This is a genomic window from Anaerostipes sp. Marseille-Q3525 (genome assembly GCF_018223505.1).
In the GTDB taxonomy this organism is placed as follows: Bacteria; Bacillota; Clostridia; order Lachnospirales; family Lachnospiraceae; genus Anaerostipes; species Anaerostipes amylophilus.
The window spans coordinates 58,136-75,292 of sequence record NZ_JAGTTT010000009.1 but is presented as its reverse complement, the minus strand read 5'-3'; the positions used below and the strand labels follow the sequence as shown (position 1 = coordinate 75,292).

Sequence of the window (17,157 nt, the reverse complement as noted above, 5' to 3'; positions counted from 1 at the left end):
TCTCTTACTCTCCAAACAGTTTCTTAGATTCTACGCAGTTTTTCATTAACATTGCAATCGTCATTGGCCCAACTCCACCTGGAACTGGTGTGATCGCTGTTGTCTTTGGTGCAACTTTATCATAATCTACATCACCACAAAGTTTGTTATTTTCATTTCTGTGGATTCCAACATCGATAACAACTGCCCCGTCTTTTACATAAGAATCATCAATAAATTTCGGTTTACCAATTGCTACAACTAAGATATCTGCGCGTTTGCAGACCTCTTTTAAATCTTTCGTATGAGAATGGCAGATTGTGACCGTTCCGTTCTCACGTAATAATAACATTGCCATAGGCTTTCCTACGATGTTACTTCTTCCGACTACCACACATTCTTTTCCATCAATTTCAACACCAGATCGTTTTAATAACTGAATTACTCCGGCTGGTGTACATGGTAAGAATCCTTTTTCTCCGATCACCATATTTCCAACACTGACTGGGTGGAATCCATCAACGTCTTTCTTAGGATCGATTGCTAACAACACTTCATCTTCATCTAAATGTTTTGGAAGTGGAAGTTGTACTAAAATTCCATTGATCTTAGGATCTTTGTTGCATTTGTCAACGATCGCCATTAATTCTTCCTGTGTTGTCTCTTCTGGAAGTTCATAGCTTACAGATTCGATTCCTACATATTCGCAGGCACGTTTTTTGTTACGTACATAAACGCTTGATGCAGGATCTGCTCCTACCTGGATTACGGCAAGAGCAATATCTTTTCCTTCTGCTTTTAGCTGTGCTACTTCTTCTTTTACTTCATCTTTGATTTCCTGAGAAATCTTCTTTCCATCAATAATCTGCATTGTATTTCCTCGTCATTTCTTTTAAGCTTTTAAGTATTGTGTTTTATATATTTTTTCTCTTATGGTTTTAGAATAATCCTGTGATAACTCCATCGTCATTCACATCAATTCCTTCTGCTGCTGGTTTCTTTGGAAGTCCTGGCATTGTCATGACATCTCCTGTTAAGGCTACTAAGAATCCTGCACCCGCATTGACATAAATCTCACGGATTGTGATATCAAATCCTTCCGGACGTCCAAGTTTCTTAGGATCATCAGATAAAGAATACTGGTTCTTTGCCATACAGATTGGAAGATGTCCATATCCAAGTTCAGTAAGTCTCTTCTTCTGACGTGCTGCAGCTGCTGTGTATACAACTTTGTCTGCACCATAGATCTTTGTTGCGATTGTCTCAATCTTTTCTTCAATTGTTGTATCTTCGTATGTATATAATGGTTTGTAGTGGCTTTCTTTATTCTCTAATGTACGGAGAATTGCTTTCGCAAGTTCGATTCCACCTTCTCCACCTTTTTCCCATACCTGAGATAACGCAAAATCACAATCTCTTTCTTCGCAGAAATTCTTGATAAATGTAAGTTCTGCTTCTGTATCTGTTGCAAACTGGTTTAATGTTACAACAACAGGGACTCCAAATAATTTTAAGTTCTCAATATGTTTCTCAAGGTTTACGATACCTTTGCTTAATGCGTCAATATTCTCCTCTGCAAGGTTATCTTTTGCAACTCCACCATTGTATTTTAACGCACGTACAGTTGCTACTAATACGACTGCATCTGGATGAAGATCTGCCATCTGACATTTGATATCCATGAATTTTTCTGCTCCAAGGTCAGCTCCAAATCCTGCTTCTGTGATCGTGATATCAGATAATTTTAATGCTAATTTTGTAGCCTGTACACTGTTACATCCATGTGCGATATTCGCAAATGGCCCACCATGTACAAAAGCTGGTGTATGTTCTAATGTCTGGATCATATTTGGTTTTAAGGCATCTTTTAACAATGCTGCCATTGCTCCAACTGCATTTAAATCTTTGGCTGTGACTGGTTCACGATCCATATTGTATGCAACAATGATCTTTCCTAAACGTTCTTTTAAATCTGCCATGTCATTTGCAAGACAAAGAATTGCCATGATCTCAGATGCTACTGTGATCACAAAATGATCTTCACGAACAACTCCATCTACACGGCGTCCAAGTCCGATGACTGTATTTCTTAATGCACGGTCGTTCATATCGATACATCTCTTCCATACAACATCTCTTGTATCGATATTTAACTTGTTCCCCTGCTGGATATGGTTATCAAGCATTGCTGCTAATAAGTTGTTCGCAGATGTGATCGCATGGAAATCTCCTGTAAAATGAAGGTTTAAATCTTCCATTGGTACAACCTGGGCATATCCACCACCTGCTGCTCCACCTTTGATACCAAAACAAGGTCCAAGAGATGGCTCACGAAGGGCACAGATTGTTTTCTTTCCAAGTTTATTTAATGCCTGAGATACCCCAACACTTGTTGTTGTCTTTCCTTCTCCTGCTGGAGTTGGGTTGATTGCTGTTACAAGAACAAGTTTTCCATCTTCATTATCCTTTACTTCATCCATAAAATGAGAATCAAATTTAGCCTTGTATTTGCCATATAATTCAAGGTCATCTTCTTTGATCCCAATATTTGCTGCAACTTCTTTGATTGGTAATAATGTAGCTTCCTGTGCGATTTCAATGTCTGTTTTCATAATGGTTTCCTTTCTATAGATAATCTTCTTTGTATTGTTCAAATTGTTCTTCACTCATAAGAACTTTCCTTGGCTTGGTTCCTTCTTCTTCTCCGACGATTCCCGCTTCGCATAACTGATCCATCAGTCTTGCTGCCCGGTTAAAGCCGATCTTGAAAACTCTTTGAAGGCTTGCGATCGAAGCCTTGTCTTTATCAATAATAAATTTGGCTGCATCCTCAAAATATTCATCCCTCTCCTGCGATGTCGCTGCTTTCACTGCAGCTGTCTGAATCTTTTCCTGAATATCTGCACCATAGTTGTCTTCTACGTTGTTCTCTTCTTTTAAAAATTCTACAACCTTGCCGACTTCTTCATCACTGATAAATGCACCTTGCACACGGATTGGTTTCTGATATCCGGATGGGTAAAATAACATATCACCCTTTCCTAATAACTTTTCAGCACCATTCATATCAATGATAGTTCTTGAATCAACTCCCGATGATACCGAAAATGCGATTCTTGAAGGTACATTTGCCTTAATAAGTCCTGTGATAACGTTAACAGAAGGTCTCTGTGTTGCAATGACCAGATGGATTCCTGCGGCTCTGGCAAGCTGTGACAAACGCACGATTGCATCTTCTACTTCCCCTGGTGCAACCATCATAAGGTCTGCAAGCTCGTCTACGATAATTACGATCTGTGGAAGTTTCTTAAAATCTTCGCCTTCCATACCATTCTTAATCGATTCCTCTACCTTCTCATTGTAACCTGTTAAGTTTCTTACATTAACTTCTGCAAACTTCTTATATCTCTCTCCCATCTCCATCACAGCCCAGTTTAATGCACTCGATGCTTGCTTTGGATCAGTAACGACTGGAATCAATAAATGTGGAATTCCTTGATATGCACTTAATTCTACAACCTTTGGATCGATCATGATCAGTTTCACTTCTTCTGGAGTTGCTTTGTATAAAATACTCATGATCAAAGTATTGATACAAACCGACTTACCAGAACCTGTCGCTCCCGCGATCAATAAATGAGGCATCTTAGCAATATCTGACACGATTACCTGCCCTGCAAGGTTCTTTCCTACCGCAAATGCTATCTTTGATCTTGCCTGTGCAAATTCCTGATTCTCGATCAGGTCTCTGAACATGACCATCTGGTTTGTCTTATTCGGAACCTCGATTCCGATTGCCGACTTTCCAGGAATCGGTGCTTCAATTCTTATATCAGCTGCTGCAAGGTTTAATTTGATATCATCTGCAAGATTAACGATCTTGCTCACTTTCACACCCTGTTCCGGATGTAATTCAAACTGTGTAACCGATGGTCCACAGCTAATATTGGTAATTGTAACATGAACTCCGAAATCTTCCAATGTTTTTTGTAGTTTTTGTGCTGTCTGCCGTAGTTCTTCTTTATTATTATTCGATGTTTTCTTCCCTTTTTCTAATAGAGATACTGGTGGAAACTTATAATCTCCTTCTCTCGTCCGAACTTGCGGAAGAATCTCTACTGGCTTGATCCTTATTTCTTTGTCTTTATTCACCAATGATCTCTTTGATGCTTTTGGCTGTACTGGTTCCATTGGTTCTATTGATCGTTCTTCAACTTCTGGAGCTGGTTGTACGATCAAATCATCAAAATCTTTTTGCATCTGAACTGACGCTCTTGGTTCTTCCTCCATCACAGGCATCGGTGAAGCTTCTGATGGTTTGGGTCTTCCTAATCTAAGATCTGGAATATTCAAAGAACGTTTCTTCTTCAGTTCTGATCCTTTCGATTCTTTTTTCCCCTTGACTCGTTGTTTTTTCACTGCTGTTCTTTCTTCATCTTCTTCGATCATAAAGAAATCCACGGCCTTTTTAAGAAAACTAAGGAGTGAGCGTTCCGTTACAAGGATCACTGAAATGATAGATACCAACATTACGACTAAAACACTTCCTGCTCCACCAAGTTCCTTATAAAGAAATGAACCGATCAATGCTCCTATAAATCCTCCACCACGATGCGTTCTTCCACTAAATAAAAATGCCGAATAGGCATCTTTTACTTCAAATACCATTTGAAAAATTGTAGAAATCATGCACAATAGTAAAATCGTAAAGCAAACTTTCTTTATCGCAAGGCTACTATAATCATTTGAAATTAGAAGGATCACTAATAAAAACGCTACAATCGGAACAATATAATATGTTGTTCCAAATGCCCCGAAGAAAAATGTACTAATACTATTTCCTATATATCCACATATCCCAAAATTGCTTAAAAATAAAAAAATGAAAAGAGCAAAAACAACTAATACTGCAATCTCTTTGTAAAATGGTGCAAAATCTTTTTGTCTTTTGCGTGTTCGTTTCTTTGCTGCAGAGGACGTCTTTCTCTTTCTCGTTTTCTTTGCTGCCATAGAAATTGTTACCTCTCTTGCTGTATACACTTTGTATACATAATCTGCGTATTTTCTTATTTTACAATTAAATATCAAAATACGCAAGTCCAACCATAGAAAAAGGAAAATGTATTCCTCTTCCATACATTTTCCTTTTTCTTTTCACATTTAATATTGTGCTGTTTCTGGTGGGACAAAGCTTTCCGCTTCTTTCACAAATTTCTTCACTTGAATTCCTGCTTTTACAACTGGAATATTTGTACCTGCTCCTGCTACACATCCACCCGGACATCCCATTCCTTCGATCAAATAGCCATTTTTCTTTCCTGCCTTTGCTTGTAAAAGCATTTTTTTGCATTCTGCAAGTCCTTCTACATGATCGATCTTTACTTCTGTTCCAGGATAATATTCATCAATACATGCTTTGATCGCTCCGGCAACTCCACTTGCAACTGCATATCCACGTCCTGCTCCAAATGCATCATTTAATTCTTCTTCTTTATCATACGTATTAAAATCAATTTCTTTAGCATCAAACATTCCTGCCAACTCTTCAAATGTGATTACAAAGTCAACCTCACTTCGAACAGTTCGTCTTGATGCTTCGAGTTTCTTTGCAACACATGGTCCTACGAAAACAATTTTAGCATTCGGTGATGCGATTCTTGCCGCTCTTGCTGTTGCAACCATCGGAGTTAATGCATTTGAAATCTCATCGATCACCTCTGGGAAATACTTCTTTCCGAGCATAGACCATGATGGACAACACGATGTCAATAAGAATGGTAATTTCCCTGTTACCACACTATGAACATAATGTTTCGCCTCTTCCAATGCTCCTGCATCCGCACCAACCGCAACTTCCCATACATCTGCAAATCCAATATCAAGAAGTGCTGCTTTAATTTTATTTGGCGTCGCTTTTGGGCCAAATTGCCCGACAAATGCTGGAGCTAAGATTGCAATTACTTCCGAACCTTCATTCATTGCCTTGATCAACTGATAAATCTGAGATTTATCTGCAATTGCCCCAAACGGACAATTTACCATACACATTCCACAGGAAACACATTTATCCGGATTAATCTTAGCCCTTCCTGCATAATCTGTTTCAATTGCTCCAACTCCACATGCATTTGCACAAGGACGTCTTCTTTCATAAATCGCACCATATGGACAAACTTTCTTGCATTGCCCACATTTAATGCATTTTTCCTGATCAATATAAGAGTATCCTTCTTTAAAACTAATAGCTTTCTTCGGACAGACTTCCATACATGGATGTGCCATACATCCCTGACACTGTTCACCTACAATAAATGCTTTTTCTTTACATTCGTTACAAGCAGATGGAATGACCTGAAGAAGTGGCGGTTCATAATATTTTTCTGAAATATTACTTTCATCAATTCCTTTGGTGATTCTTGTTGGCTTATCCGCTGGATTTAAAGACATTCCCATTGCAAGCCTCAATCTTTCTCCTACGATCGCTCGTTCTCGATATATACTGTCTCGATATTTTGCAACTTCCCCTGGTACGATCTCATATGGAAGATCTTCAAGATCCTGTAAATTTTTTTGTTCATAACCAAATTTTGCAATCTCTTTGAAAATTCTTCTTCTGACATTCCGAACCGGTGTCTCTATTCCTCTCATGATGTTTCCTCCTTTTATGATGTTTCGACATGGTTTGTGTTTTTTTTAACATACTTGTTATTCTTATCATACACCAAAACAGGAATATCATAAAGCTATTATCTGTTTTTTATTCAAATTTTCTATTTATTTTTAGATTGATTTATTTTTTCAATCAATTTGTCTGTCGCCTCTTTCATCCCACCCATTTCATCGATCAGACCTTCCTGCACTGCTTTTTCTCCTGAAAGGATCGTACCAACGTCTTTTACCTGCTGTCCGATGTGAAGCATCAATTCTTCCACTCTTTCCTTTCTCATCTTACAATGATCACTAATAAATGTAGTAATGCGATCCTGAATCTTTTCAATATTACGATAACTTTGAATCACTCCGATAAACGTCCCAGAACTTCTCACTGGATGAATCATCATTGTTGCACTTTTTACAATAAATGAATGATCTGCAGCTACAGCAAGTGGTACTCCAATCGAATGGCTTCCTCCAAGAACAAGCGATACGGTTGGTTTCCCAAGCGATGCAATAAGCTCTGCGATCGCAAGTCCACATTCTACATCTCCGCCAATCGTATTGATCAAGATCAAAATTCCTTTAATACTTTGATCCTGCTCTGCCTTTGCAAGAAGTGGAATCATATGTTCATATTTCGTTGTTTTTGCATTCTGTGCAGATAGCTGATGACCTTCAATTTCACCAACGATCGTCATGATCAAAATTCCATTTTCCTGTAACTGTCCAAATTGTTCTATTTCTTTTGTTTCATTATCTTTCATACTAAATTTTACCTTTCCATATTATATTTCTATATAAAAAAAGAAGGAAGTGTCTTCTTACTTCCTTCTTTAGTATGAAATCTAATTTAATTTCTATTCATCAATCTCAAAAGAAATTAACAGATCTTCTTGATTTACCTGTTCTCCTTCTTTGACATAGATCTTATCAACCTTACCATTAACTGTAGAAACAACTGTTGTCTCCATCTTCATGGCTTCGACTGTCATCAGTGGCATGTTCACTGTAACTTCATCACCTTCATTGACAAGAACTTTACCAACTGTTCCTGGAATTGTTGATCCAAGATGTGCTGGATTTGATTTATCTGCCTTGACTCTTCCGTCTGTCTTAACCTCCAAGTTCTTATCAAGGACTTTGATCTCACGGATAGATCCATTAACTTCAAAATCTAACAGACGATATCCATCTTTATCTGGCTCTGTCATATCAATAAATTTGATGATCAGATCTTTTCCTTCATCTAATCTTAGGGTTGTTTCTTCACCTTTTCTTAATCCATAGAAGTATACATGACTTTCAAGTCCTGTTACATCGTTATAAGCCTCAAAATGTCTGCAATAATCTTCATATACTTTTGGATATAATGCATAACTTAATACTTTCTGGCTTAAAACATCTGGATCTTCCATATTATCCATATAGAAGTTTTCTTTTAATCCCTTTGCAATATAATCAAAATCTTCATCTGGTAATAAGCTTCCTGGACGTACACTGATCGGTTTCTTATCTTTCAATACGATCTTCTGTAATTCTTCTGGGAATCCACCTTCTGGCTGTCCGATCATACCTTCAAAATATTCTACTACAGAATCTGGATAAGATAAATCTTTACCAGCTTCTAGGATATTATCTTTTGTTAATCCATTCTTGAACATAAAGATTGCAAAGTCTCCAACCACTTTAGATGATGGTGTTACTTTGACGATATTTCCAAGTAAATGGTTTGCATCTCTATATAATCCTTTGATCTCTTCAAAGTCATCTGCTGCACCCATTTCTTTCACCTGAGCTAACAAGTTAGAATACTGTCCACCTGGAATCTCATATTTGTAAATCTCTGTGTTTGGTGCATCCATTCCGCTCTCAAACTGTTTGTAGATTGGACGGATTCTTGCATAGTACTGGCTTAATTCTGTTAATTCATCTGTATCAAGTCCTGTATCACGCTCTGTTCCTTTTAATGCTTCTACTAAAGAGTTCATACATGGATTACTTGTCATAGAACTCATAGAACCGATCGCACAGTCAGCGATATCAAGTCCTGCTTCAGATGCCATCAGTAATGTACTCACACCATTTCCTGTAGAATCATGCGTATGCAGGTTGACTGGAATGTTTAATTCTTCTTTTAACGCACTTACCAGTTTCTTCGCTGCATATGGTTTTACAAGACCTGCCATATCCTTGATCGTAAAGATATGTACACCTAAACTTTCTAATTCTTTGGCTTTCTTTACATAATAGTCTAATGTATATTTTGTCTCGTTAGGATCTGTGATATCTCCTGTGTAACAGATCGTTCCTTCTACAATCTTACCTGTCTTTAATGCAGTTTCAATCGGCATTTTCATATTCTCAACCCAGTTTAAGCTGTCAAAGATACGGAATACATCGACACCTTTTTGAGATGCTTCATTGATGAATTTCTTAACAACATTATCTGGATAGTTACTATATCCCACAGCATTGGATGCACGAAGTAACATCTGGATCAGTGTATTTGGCATATGCTGTCTTAATAATTTTAATCTCTTCCATGGAGATTCTTTTAAGAAACGATAAGCTGTATCATAAGTAGCTCCACCCCAAGCCTCTACAGAGAATGCATTCTCCATAAATGCGTTTGTCGCATCAGAGGCTCCAACTAAGTCTTTTGTTCTCATACGTGTAGCCATTAAAGACTGCTGTGCATCACGCATGGTTGTATCTGTGATCAATAATCTCTTCTCATTTAACAAACTCTGTGTGAAGTCTTTTGCTCCCATCTCTAAGAACTTATCTCTGGAACCATATATCTTCTTCTCTGTGTCATATTTTGGAAGAGTTCTTGCCTCAAAATCTGGTTTATCAAGAACTGCTTTCTGTACATTAACCATTTTATTTCCTAAGAATTCAAGGATCTTTGTTGCTCTGTCCTGGCTCTCTGGAAGTAAGAATAATTCTGGTGTATCTTCAATAAATGTTGTATAGCATTTTCCTTCACGGAATGTCTCATGGTTTAATACGTTGATCAGGAATGGAATGTTTGTCTTAACTCCACGGATACGAATCTCTTTTAATACACGGATAGATTTATCAACTGCTCTTCCAAATGTACGATCATGAGAAATAGCTTTTACTAATAAGCTGTCATAGTATGGTGTGATCTCAGCTCCTGCATATGCGTTACCACCATCTAATCGAATTCCGTTACCAGCCCCAGAACGATATACTATGATCTTACCTGTATCTGGCAGGAAATTATTCATTGGATCTTCAGTTGTGATACGTGTCTGAATAGAATATCCATTACATTTAACATCTTCCTGAGAACCAATTCCGATTTCTTCAGAATCTAAAGTATATCCTTCTGCCACAAGAATCTGTGTCTGTACGATATCAACACCTGTTACCATCTCTGTGATCGTATGCTCTACCTGTACACGAGGATTCATTTCAATAAAGTATGCATTATTATTTGCATCTACTAAGAACTCTAATGTTCCGGCATTAGAATATCCTACATGCTTTGCAAGACGAACAGAAGCTTCAAAAATCTGTTTTCTTACTTCATCTGGTACACTAAATGCTGGAGCATATTCTACAACCTTCTGGTGTCTTCTCTGTACAGAGCAATCACGGTCAAATAAATGAACCACATGTCCATACTGGTCACCAATGATCTGAACCTCGATATGTTTTGGACTCTCTAAGTATTTTTCAACGAAAATCTGATCATCTCCAAATGCCTTCTTGGATTCATCCCTTGCTTCTGCATATTCTTTTGGCATCTCTTCTGCTGAGTGAACGATACGCATTCCACGTCCTCCACCACCATTAGAGGCCTTTAACATCACAGGATATCCAACCTGGTTCGCAATCTCAGTCACTTCTTCTAGTCCGTGAACCGCATGGTCTACACCAGGAATGATTGGCACATCAGCTTCAATTGCCATCTGTTTAGATGAAATCTTATCTCCCATTCTACGCATTAAGCTTGAAGATGGCCCGATAAATGTGATTCCATTCTTCTCACAGGCATCTACAAAATCTGGATTCTCTGATAAAAATCCATAACCTGGATGAATTGCATCTACGTTCTTTTCTTTTGCAATACGAATGATCGTATTGATATCAAGATATGCATCGATTGGTCCTTTGTCCGGATTTAGCTGATAAGATTCATCAGCTTTGGAACGGAATAAGGCATAACGATCTTCTTTTGAATAGATACCAACCGTTGTAATTCCAAGTTCATTCAAAGCTCGGAAAACTCGGATCGCAATCTCACCACGGTTTGCAACCAATACTTTTTTAAACTTCTTTAATTCCATGGTCATAACTCCTTTTCGAGGTTTATCTTTTTAAAAAAATGTATTTTTAAAAATGATTATATCGCAAAACGTCTTTTTTTACAATACTTGTATGAAAAAAGAATCCTGATTTATAAAAATCAGGATTCCTTGATAAAAATCTTATTCTTCTGTTTTTTCTTCTTCGTTAGCTAATGCTTTCATGCTTAAGCTGATCTTCTTATCATCTTTCTTGAAGTCAACTACTTTAGCTTCGATTTCCTGTCCAACGCTTAATACGTCAGATGGTTTGTCGATATGTTCTTTTGCAATCTGAAAAACGTGAAGAAGTGCATCGATTCCTGATTCTAATTCAACGAATGCTCCGAAATCTGTCATACGTGCAACTTTACCAGTTACAACACTTCCTACTTTGTATTTCTCTTCTGCTTTTAACCATGGATTTTCTTCTGGGAATTTTAAGCTTAATGCAATCTTTTCTCCCTGAATATCCTTGATCAGAACTGTTACTTTATCTCCAATATTGAAGACCTTCTTAGGGTTTTCAACACGTCCCCAAGACATTTCAGAAATATGAAGAAGTCCGTCTGCTCCACCTAAATCGATGAATGCACCGAAGTCTGTTACATTCTTAACTACTCCTTCTACTTTCATTCCTGGTTCGATCTTCTCGAATAATTCTTTCTGTTTTTCTTTCTTAGCAGCTACTAATAACTGTTTACGATCTCCGATGACTCTTCTCTTACGAGGATTGAACTCACTGATAACGAATTCGATTTCCTGTCCTTCATATTTCTTTAAGTCTCTTTCGTAAGAATCAGAAACTAAGCTTGCTGGGATGAATACACGAGCTTCGTCGATCAGTACGCTTAATCCACCATCTAATACCTGAGCTACAGGTGCTTTTAAGACTTCTTTGTTCTCGTAAGCTTCTTCTAAACGTTTGTTTCCTTTTTCAGCTGCTAATCTCTTATAAGTAAGAAGAACCTGTCCTTCTCCATCATTCACTTTTAATACCTTAGTCTCCATAGTATCACCAACTTTAGCAACAGTTGTTAAATCTACGTTGGCTGAATCATTAGAGTATTCACTTCTTGTTAAGATACCATCTGCTTTGTATCCGATGTTTAAGATGATCTCATCTGGTTTCACATCGATAACTGTACCTTTCACTACCTCTCCGTTGTGAATTGTCACAAAACTTTCCTCTAATAATTCTTCAAAACTCTTTTCTGTCATGCTAGCATGAACCTCCTTGATAATTTTCTGTGGGGTTGAGGCCCCCGCTGTAATACCTACCTTACCAGTCGATTCAAAAAGTTTCAAATCCAGGTCTCTAAGTGTCTGCACAAAAAAGGTGTTCTCACACTCTTTCTTACTAATCTCATATAACTTCTGGCTGTTGGAGCTTTGCTTATCTCCGATCACAACCATTGCATCTACACCCTTAGCGATAGACTTTGCTTCCAGTTGACGCTCTTCCGTGGCATTACATATTGTATTACATACTCCTATATCATAACCCTTTTTATTCAGAATTTCAACTAAATCTTGAAATTTCTTGTAATTAAATGTCGTTTGTGATACAAGAGTGGTTGGCTTATTAAGATCAATTCCATCAAGCTGACTTGCTTCTGAGATGATATGTACTTCTCCAGTACACCATCCTTTAATTCCCTGAACTTCCGGATGCTGCTCACTTCCAACAATGATCACCTGATTGCCATCGTTGCCTGCTTTCTCTACAATCTTATGGATTTTTCTTACAAATGGACATGTCGCATCAACTAATTCTAATCCTTTTTTATAGATCAGATCATAGATCTCTCTTGCAACTCCATGAGAACGGATGATCACAGTTCCTTCTTCCAAAGCTTCTAATTCTTCTCTGGAATTGATCACTTCCACACCCTTTTTCTTCAGGTCATTGACAACCTCTGAATTGTGAATGATCGGTCCGTATGTGTATACATTTTTCTTCCCTGCTTCTTTGTAAACCGTATCAACCGCACGCTTCACCCCGAAACAAAATCCTGCTGTTTTGGCTAAAATAACTTCCATCTTTACCCTCACTGTTTGTAAATGAATCTTTGCAAACGCAATTATTTTACTTTCTCAAATTCCGCAACGATCGCATCGACAACTTCTTCGATCGTCATATCAGAAGAATCAACAAGCACTGCATCGTCTGCCTGTTTTAGGGGTGCGATCTCTCGTTCCATATCCTGACGGTCACGGATGATGATATCTTCTTCAATCTTATTAAAATCCGCTTTCACGCCTTTTTCTACTAACTCTTTGTAGCGACGCTCAGCTCTTACTTTGGATGATGCTGTTAAATAAATTTTCAAGTCTGCATCTGGCAGTACATTGGTTCCGATATCTCTCCCGTCCATTAAGATATTGGCTGTCTTGGCAAGATCTCTCTGAAGATCCAGAAGTGTTGCGCGAACCGTCTTATAAGCAGATGTTTTAGAAGCCATATTTCCAACTTCTTCGGTGCGTATCAGACCATTTACATTCTCCCCATTTAATAATACTTGCTGCACCCCATCTTCATAATTGATACTTACATGAATATCTGGGCACGCTTTATTGATTGCTTCTTCATTTTTTGGATCGATCTCGTGTCTGATAAAATAAAGTGCCATAGCACGATACATCGCCCCTGTGTCTACATAAATAAATTCTAGTTTCTTTGCAATTGTTTTTGCAATCGTGCTTTTCCCTGCTCCCGCTGGTCCGTCAATCGCAATACTGTACATTACCTTTTCCTCCTGATCTGCTTCTTGATATACTAATTCATTCCTGCAAGATAGCCTGTTGACCATGCGATCTGTAGATTAAATCCACCTGTAACCGCATCAAGATCTAAGACTTCTCCTGCAAAATATAATCCTTTGACTTTCTTTGATTCCATCGTTCCAGGATCTATTTCTTTCACATTAACTCCACCCTGTGTGATGATCGCTTCTTTAAATCCTCTGACTCCAGTGATCGTAAGTTCAAGACGTTTTAATAAAGAAACCAAAGTTTCTCTTTCTTTCTTCGTGATCTCATTAACTTTCTTATGTTCTGGAATTCCTGATAATTCTACGATAACAGGTATCAGCTTTTTCGGCAAAAGATTATCCAAAGAATTTACAAAATCTTTATTGAGTGCCTTGTTGAAATCTTTTAATACTCTGTGATCTAATTGGTCTTTATTAAGTGCCGGTTTCAGGTCAATCATAAATTTTAATTCTTTTCCTTGATATTTTCCGATATAACTGCTGGCACTTAAAACAACCGGTCCACTAATTCCAAAATGCGTAAAAAGCATTTCTCCAAAATCTTCATAAATCTTTTTGCCATCTGCTGTCATCTTCACTGCGACATTTCTTAAGGACAATCCCATTAGCTGTTTGCAGAAATCTTCTTTAATCTCAAATGGCACAAGTGCCGGGGTAAGTTTTGTCACTTTATGTCCTGCTTTTCTTGCAAAATCATACCCATCACCCGTAGATCCTGTTGTCTGATAGGACATACCTCCTGTTGCAACAATGACTTTATCAGCCTTCACCGTGTCTCCAGATGCCAATCTAACTCCTGTTACAGTTCCGTCTTCACTCAGAATCTTTTTAACTGTTGTATTTAAATAAATATCAACATTCTCTTTTCTAAGCCCTCTCTGCAATGCTGCAATAACATCCGAAGAATGATCGGATACTGGAAATACTCGGTTTCCTCTTTCTACTTTGAGCGGGCATCCAAGCTCTTCTAACAATTCCATCATTGCATTATTCGTAAATGAATAGAAACCACTGTACAAAAACTCTTTATTCGTTACGACATGATCTAACAATTCTTCGACCTCACAGGCATTTGTCACATTACAGCGGCCTTTTCCTGTGATAAATATCTTCTTTCCTAATTTTTCATTTTTTTCGTATAAAGAAACATCGTTTCCACATTTTGCTGCCTGATATGCAGCCAGCATGCCAGCAGCACCGCCACCGATAATGATTACTTTCATAGGTTACTTCCTTCTATAATGTAATATTAAAACTCGATTTCAGCTTTCTTTCTTGCAGTCTCAAGTACTTTCACAACCGCAACTGTCTCATCCAAAAATTCTTTTGCCGTCTCATAATCTTTTTCATCAATGACTCTTGCAAAATCTGTAAATTCCTGTGTCATGCGGTGGTAATGCTCTGGAGCCTTATAATCTTCTGTGATCGTTGCACGAACCATCGCTCCTGCTGCATCTTTTACTTTTTCTTTGATATTTTCATCTGCATAAACCGTCTTTAATTCAGAAGCAATGTTTGGTTTAGAATCTACTTTCATAAAACCTTTTTCACCCTGAACACAGACATATCCTGGACTATCTGAATCTTTACTTCCTGTACAAACCGCACTGAATCCATCATATTCCATCACAAGTGTTCCTGATGTATCAATTCCATTTGGTCCGATATTTGGATAATATGTCGCATCCTTTGGCTCTCCAAATAATCCTACACAATAATGAATATTATAGACGTTGATATCATATAATGAACCTCCATAATATGCAGGATCAAAAGAATGTGTGATATCTCCTTCTAAATATGCATCGTAACGGCTGGAGTACTGAGAATAATTGCACAGTGCCATACGAATATTTCCTAGTTTATTTAAGTTTTTCTTCATCTCATAGAACACTTCATTGTGAAGTACTGTAATTGCTTCAAAAATAAATAATTTCTTTTCATTTGCGATCTGTGCCAGTTCTTTGGTTTCCTCATAAAACCCAGTAAATGGTTTTTCAAGAATTACATTTTTTCCTGCTAATAATGCCTGTTTCGCATATGGATAATGGGCACTGTTGACCAAGCCAATGTAAACAGTATCAGCTTCTGTCTTTTTCAATAACTCTTCATAGTCTGTGTAGACTTCTTTGATCGCATACTGTTTTGCAAGTTTTTCTGCCTTATCCCTGCTGTGAGGTCTTGCAAAAACTGCCGTTCTCTCAATTGTTTTCACTGGTTCCATTGCAAATAATGCATCTTCGATGATCTTTCCTGTTCCAATCAGTGCAAGTTTCATAAGGGTTCCTCCATTTCTTATCTTTAAAATAATACCTCAATACATTTTATCATAAATTCTTCTTATGGATGAATAAACATAGCATCCCCAAATGAGAAGAATCTGTATCTTTCTTTAACTGCGATATTATAAGCATTTAAAATATGTTCTCTTCCAGCAAGAGCAGAAACTAACATTAATAATGTAGATTCTGGCAGATGAAAGTTTGTGATCAGTCCATCAATTACTTTAAATTTATATCCTGGATAGATAAAGATGTCTGTCCATCCGCTCTTAGCATGGAGTGTCCCATCTTCTTCTGCAACAGATTCCAATGTTCTTGTACTTGTTGTTCCGACAGAAATAACTCTTCCACCATTTTTCTTTGTCTCATTGATGAGTTTCGCATCATCTTCTTCGATTCTGTAAAATTCAGAATGCATATGATGATCTAAGACATCATCTACTTTGACAGGACGAAACGTACCAAGTCCTACATGAAGTGTCACATATGCGATATTGACTCCCATGTCTTTAATCTGCTGCAATAATTCTTTTGTAAAATGCAATCCCGCTGTTGGTGCTGCTGCTGAACCATCATATTTGGCATAAACTGTCTGGTAGCGGTTCTTATCTTTTAACTGATGAGTAATATATGGTGGTAATGGCATCTGCCCAAGTTCATCTAACACTTCTTCAAAAATTCCCTCATATTCAAACTTCACCAAACGGTTTCCTTCATCAACAACATCAATGACTTCACCAACTAATTTCCCATCTCCAAAAGAGATTCTTGCTCCTGGACGTGCTTTCTTTCCTGGTTTTACAAGTGTTTCCCATACATTGTCCTGTTTTCTCTTAAGAAGCAGAACCTCAACTTTTCCACCTGTTTCTTCTTTAGCCCCGATCAGTCTTGCTGGAATTACTTTTGTATTATTTAACACAAGACAATCTCCTGGTTTTAAATAATTTACAATGTTATGGAAGATATCATGCCCGATCTCTCCTGTATTCTTATCTAATGTTAATAATCTGGAACTTGATCTGTCCTCAAGCGGATCCTGAGCGATCAGTTCTTCTGGTAAATCAAATGTAAAATCTGATACTTTCATCTTCTCTGTATCCCTTCTATCTATTTCTTCATTTTTCTAATATTCAAATACATTTTAGTATA

At 37.6% G+C, this 17,157-nt stretch carries 11 protein-coding genes; all 11 read right to left on the bottom strand.

Features of this window, described 5'->3' with window-relative positions:
* Nucleotides 1-4: 4 nt before the first annotated feature.
* Nucleotides 5-850, bottom strand: a complete 846-nt coding sequence (gene folD / locus KE503_RS06110; protein WP_055197494.1) for a bifunctional methylenetetrahydrofolate dehydrogenase/methenyltetrahydrofolate cyclohydrolase FolD — start codon at nucleotides 848-850, stop codon at nucleotides 5-7.
* Between the two features lie 67 nt (nucleotides 851-917).
* Entirely contained in the window at nucleotides 918-2,591 is a 1,674-nt protein-coding gene (locus KE503_RS06105) for a formate--tetrahydrofolate ligase (protein ID WP_212384722.1), read from the bottom strand.
* Nucleotides 2,592-2,604: 13 nt separating this feature from the next.
* On the bottom strand, nucleotides 2,605-4,989 hold the full coding sequence (locus KE503_RS06100) for an FtsK/SpoIIIE family DNA translocase (RefSeq protein WP_212384721.1): 2,385 nt from the start codon (nucleotides 4,987-4,989) through the stop codon (nucleotides 2,605-2,607).
* 150 nt (nucleotides 4,990-5,139) lie between these two features.
* A complete protein-coding gene (locus tag KE503_RS06095; RefSeq protein WP_022374613.1) occupies nucleotides 5,140-6,627 on the bottom strand; it encodes a 4Fe-4S dicluster domain-containing protein in 1,488 nt (495 codons plus the stop codon).
* 122 nt (nucleotides 6,628-6,749) lie between these two features.
* A complete protein-coding gene (locus KE503_RS06090) occupies nucleotides 6,750-7,400 on the bottom strand; it encodes a ClpP family protease (RefSeq protein WP_055197492.1) in 651 nt (216 codons plus the stop codon).
* 93 nt (nucleotides 7,401-7,493) lie between these two features.
* Nucleotides 7,494-10,961, bottom strand: a complete 3,468-nt coding sequence (locus tag KE503_RS06085) for a pyruvate carboxylase (RefSeq protein ID WP_212384720.1) — start codon at nucleotides 10,959-10,961, stop codon at nucleotides 7,494-7,496.
* A gap of 135 nt (nucleotides 10,962-11,096) precedes the next feature.
* Nucleotides 11,097-12,995, bottom strand: coding sequence for a bifunctional 4-hydroxy-3-methylbut-2-enyl diphosphate reductase/30S ribosomal protein S1 (locus KE503_RS06080; RefSeq protein ID WP_212384719.1), 1,899 nt, complete (start codon nucleotides 12,993-12,995; stop codon nucleotides 11,097-11,099).
* A 41-nt stretch (nucleotides 12,996-13,036) separates the two neighbouring features.
* Nucleotides 13,037-13,699 carry a (d)CMP kinase gene (gene cmk, locus KE503_RS06075; protein ID WP_022374266.1) on the bottom strand — a complete coding sequence of 221 codons (663 nt, stop codon included), beginning with the start codon at nucleotides 13,697-13,699 and terminating at the stop codon, nucleotides 13,037-13,039.
* Nucleotides 13,700-13,731: 32 nt separating this feature from the next.
* The gene (locus KE503_RS06070) at nucleotides 13,732-14,949 is read right to left on the bottom strand and encodes an NAD(P)/FAD-dependent oxidoreductase (RefSeq protein WP_117945192.1); all 1,218 of its coding nucleotides are present in this window, start codon (nucleotides 14,947-14,949) and stop codon (nucleotides 13,732-13,734) included.
* 26 nt (nucleotides 14,950-14,975) lie between these two features.
* Complete coding sequence (locus tag KE503_RS06065; protein WP_212384718.1) at nucleotides 14,976-16,004, bottom strand: Gfo/Idh/MocA family protein; 1,029 nt, start codon at nucleotides 16,002-16,004, stop codon at nucleotides 14,976-14,978.
* Between the two features lie 62 nt (nucleotides 16,005-16,066).
* Nucleotides 16,067-17,095, bottom strand: coding sequence for a tRNA preQ1(34) S-adenosylmethionine ribosyltransferase-isomerase QueA (queA, locus tag KE503_RS06060; RefSeq protein ID WP_055197482.1), 1,029 nt, complete (start codon nucleotides 17,093-17,095; stop codon nucleotides 16,067-16,069).
* Nucleotides 17,096-17,157 lie beyond the last annotated feature (62 nt).

Bases quoted from the DNA above. Each gene is read 5' to 3' on its own strand.
- folD (WP_055197494.1), bottom strand. From the start codon at position 850: ATGCAGATTATTGATGGAAAGAAGATTTCTCAGGAAATCAAAGATGAA.
- KE503_RS06105 (WP_212384722.1), bottom strand. From the start codon at position 2,591: ATGAAAACAGACATTGAAATCGCACAGGAAGCTACATTATTACCAATC.
- KE503_RS06100 (WP_212384721.1), bottom strand. From the start codon at position 4,989: ATGGCAGCAAAGAAAACGAGAAAGAGAAAGACGTCCTCTGCAGCAAAG.
- KE503_RS06095 (WP_022374613.1), bottom strand. From the start codon at position 6,627: ATGAGAGGAATAGAGACACCGGTTCGGAATGTCAGAAGAAGAATTTTC.
- KE503_RS06090 (WP_055197492.1), bottom strand. From the start codon at position 7,400: ATGAAAGATAATGAAACAAAAGAAATAGAACAATTTGGACAGTTACAG.
- KE503_RS06085 (WP_212384720.1), bottom strand. From the start codon at position 10,961: ATGACCATGGAATTAAAGAAGTTTAAAAAAGTATTGGTTGCAAACCGT.
- KE503_RS06080 (WP_212384719.1), bottom strand. From the start codon at position 12,995: ATGGAAGTTATTTTAGCCAAAACAGCAGGATTTTGTTTCGGGGTGAAG.
- cmk (WP_022374266.1), bottom strand. From the start codon at position 13,699: ATGTACAGTATTGCGATTGACGGACCAGCGGGAGCAGGGAAAAGCACG.
- KE503_RS06070 (WP_117945192.1), bottom strand. From the start codon at position 14,949: ATGAAAGTAATCATTATCGGTGGCGGTGCTGCTGGCATGCTGGCTGCA.
- KE503_RS06065 (WP_212384718.1), bottom strand. From the start codon at position 16,004: ATGAAACTTGCACTGATTGGAACAGGAAAGATCATCGAAGATGCATTA.
- queA (WP_055197482.1), bottom strand. From the start codon at position 17,095: ATGAAAGTATCAGATTTTACATTTGATTTACCAGAAGAACTGATCGCT.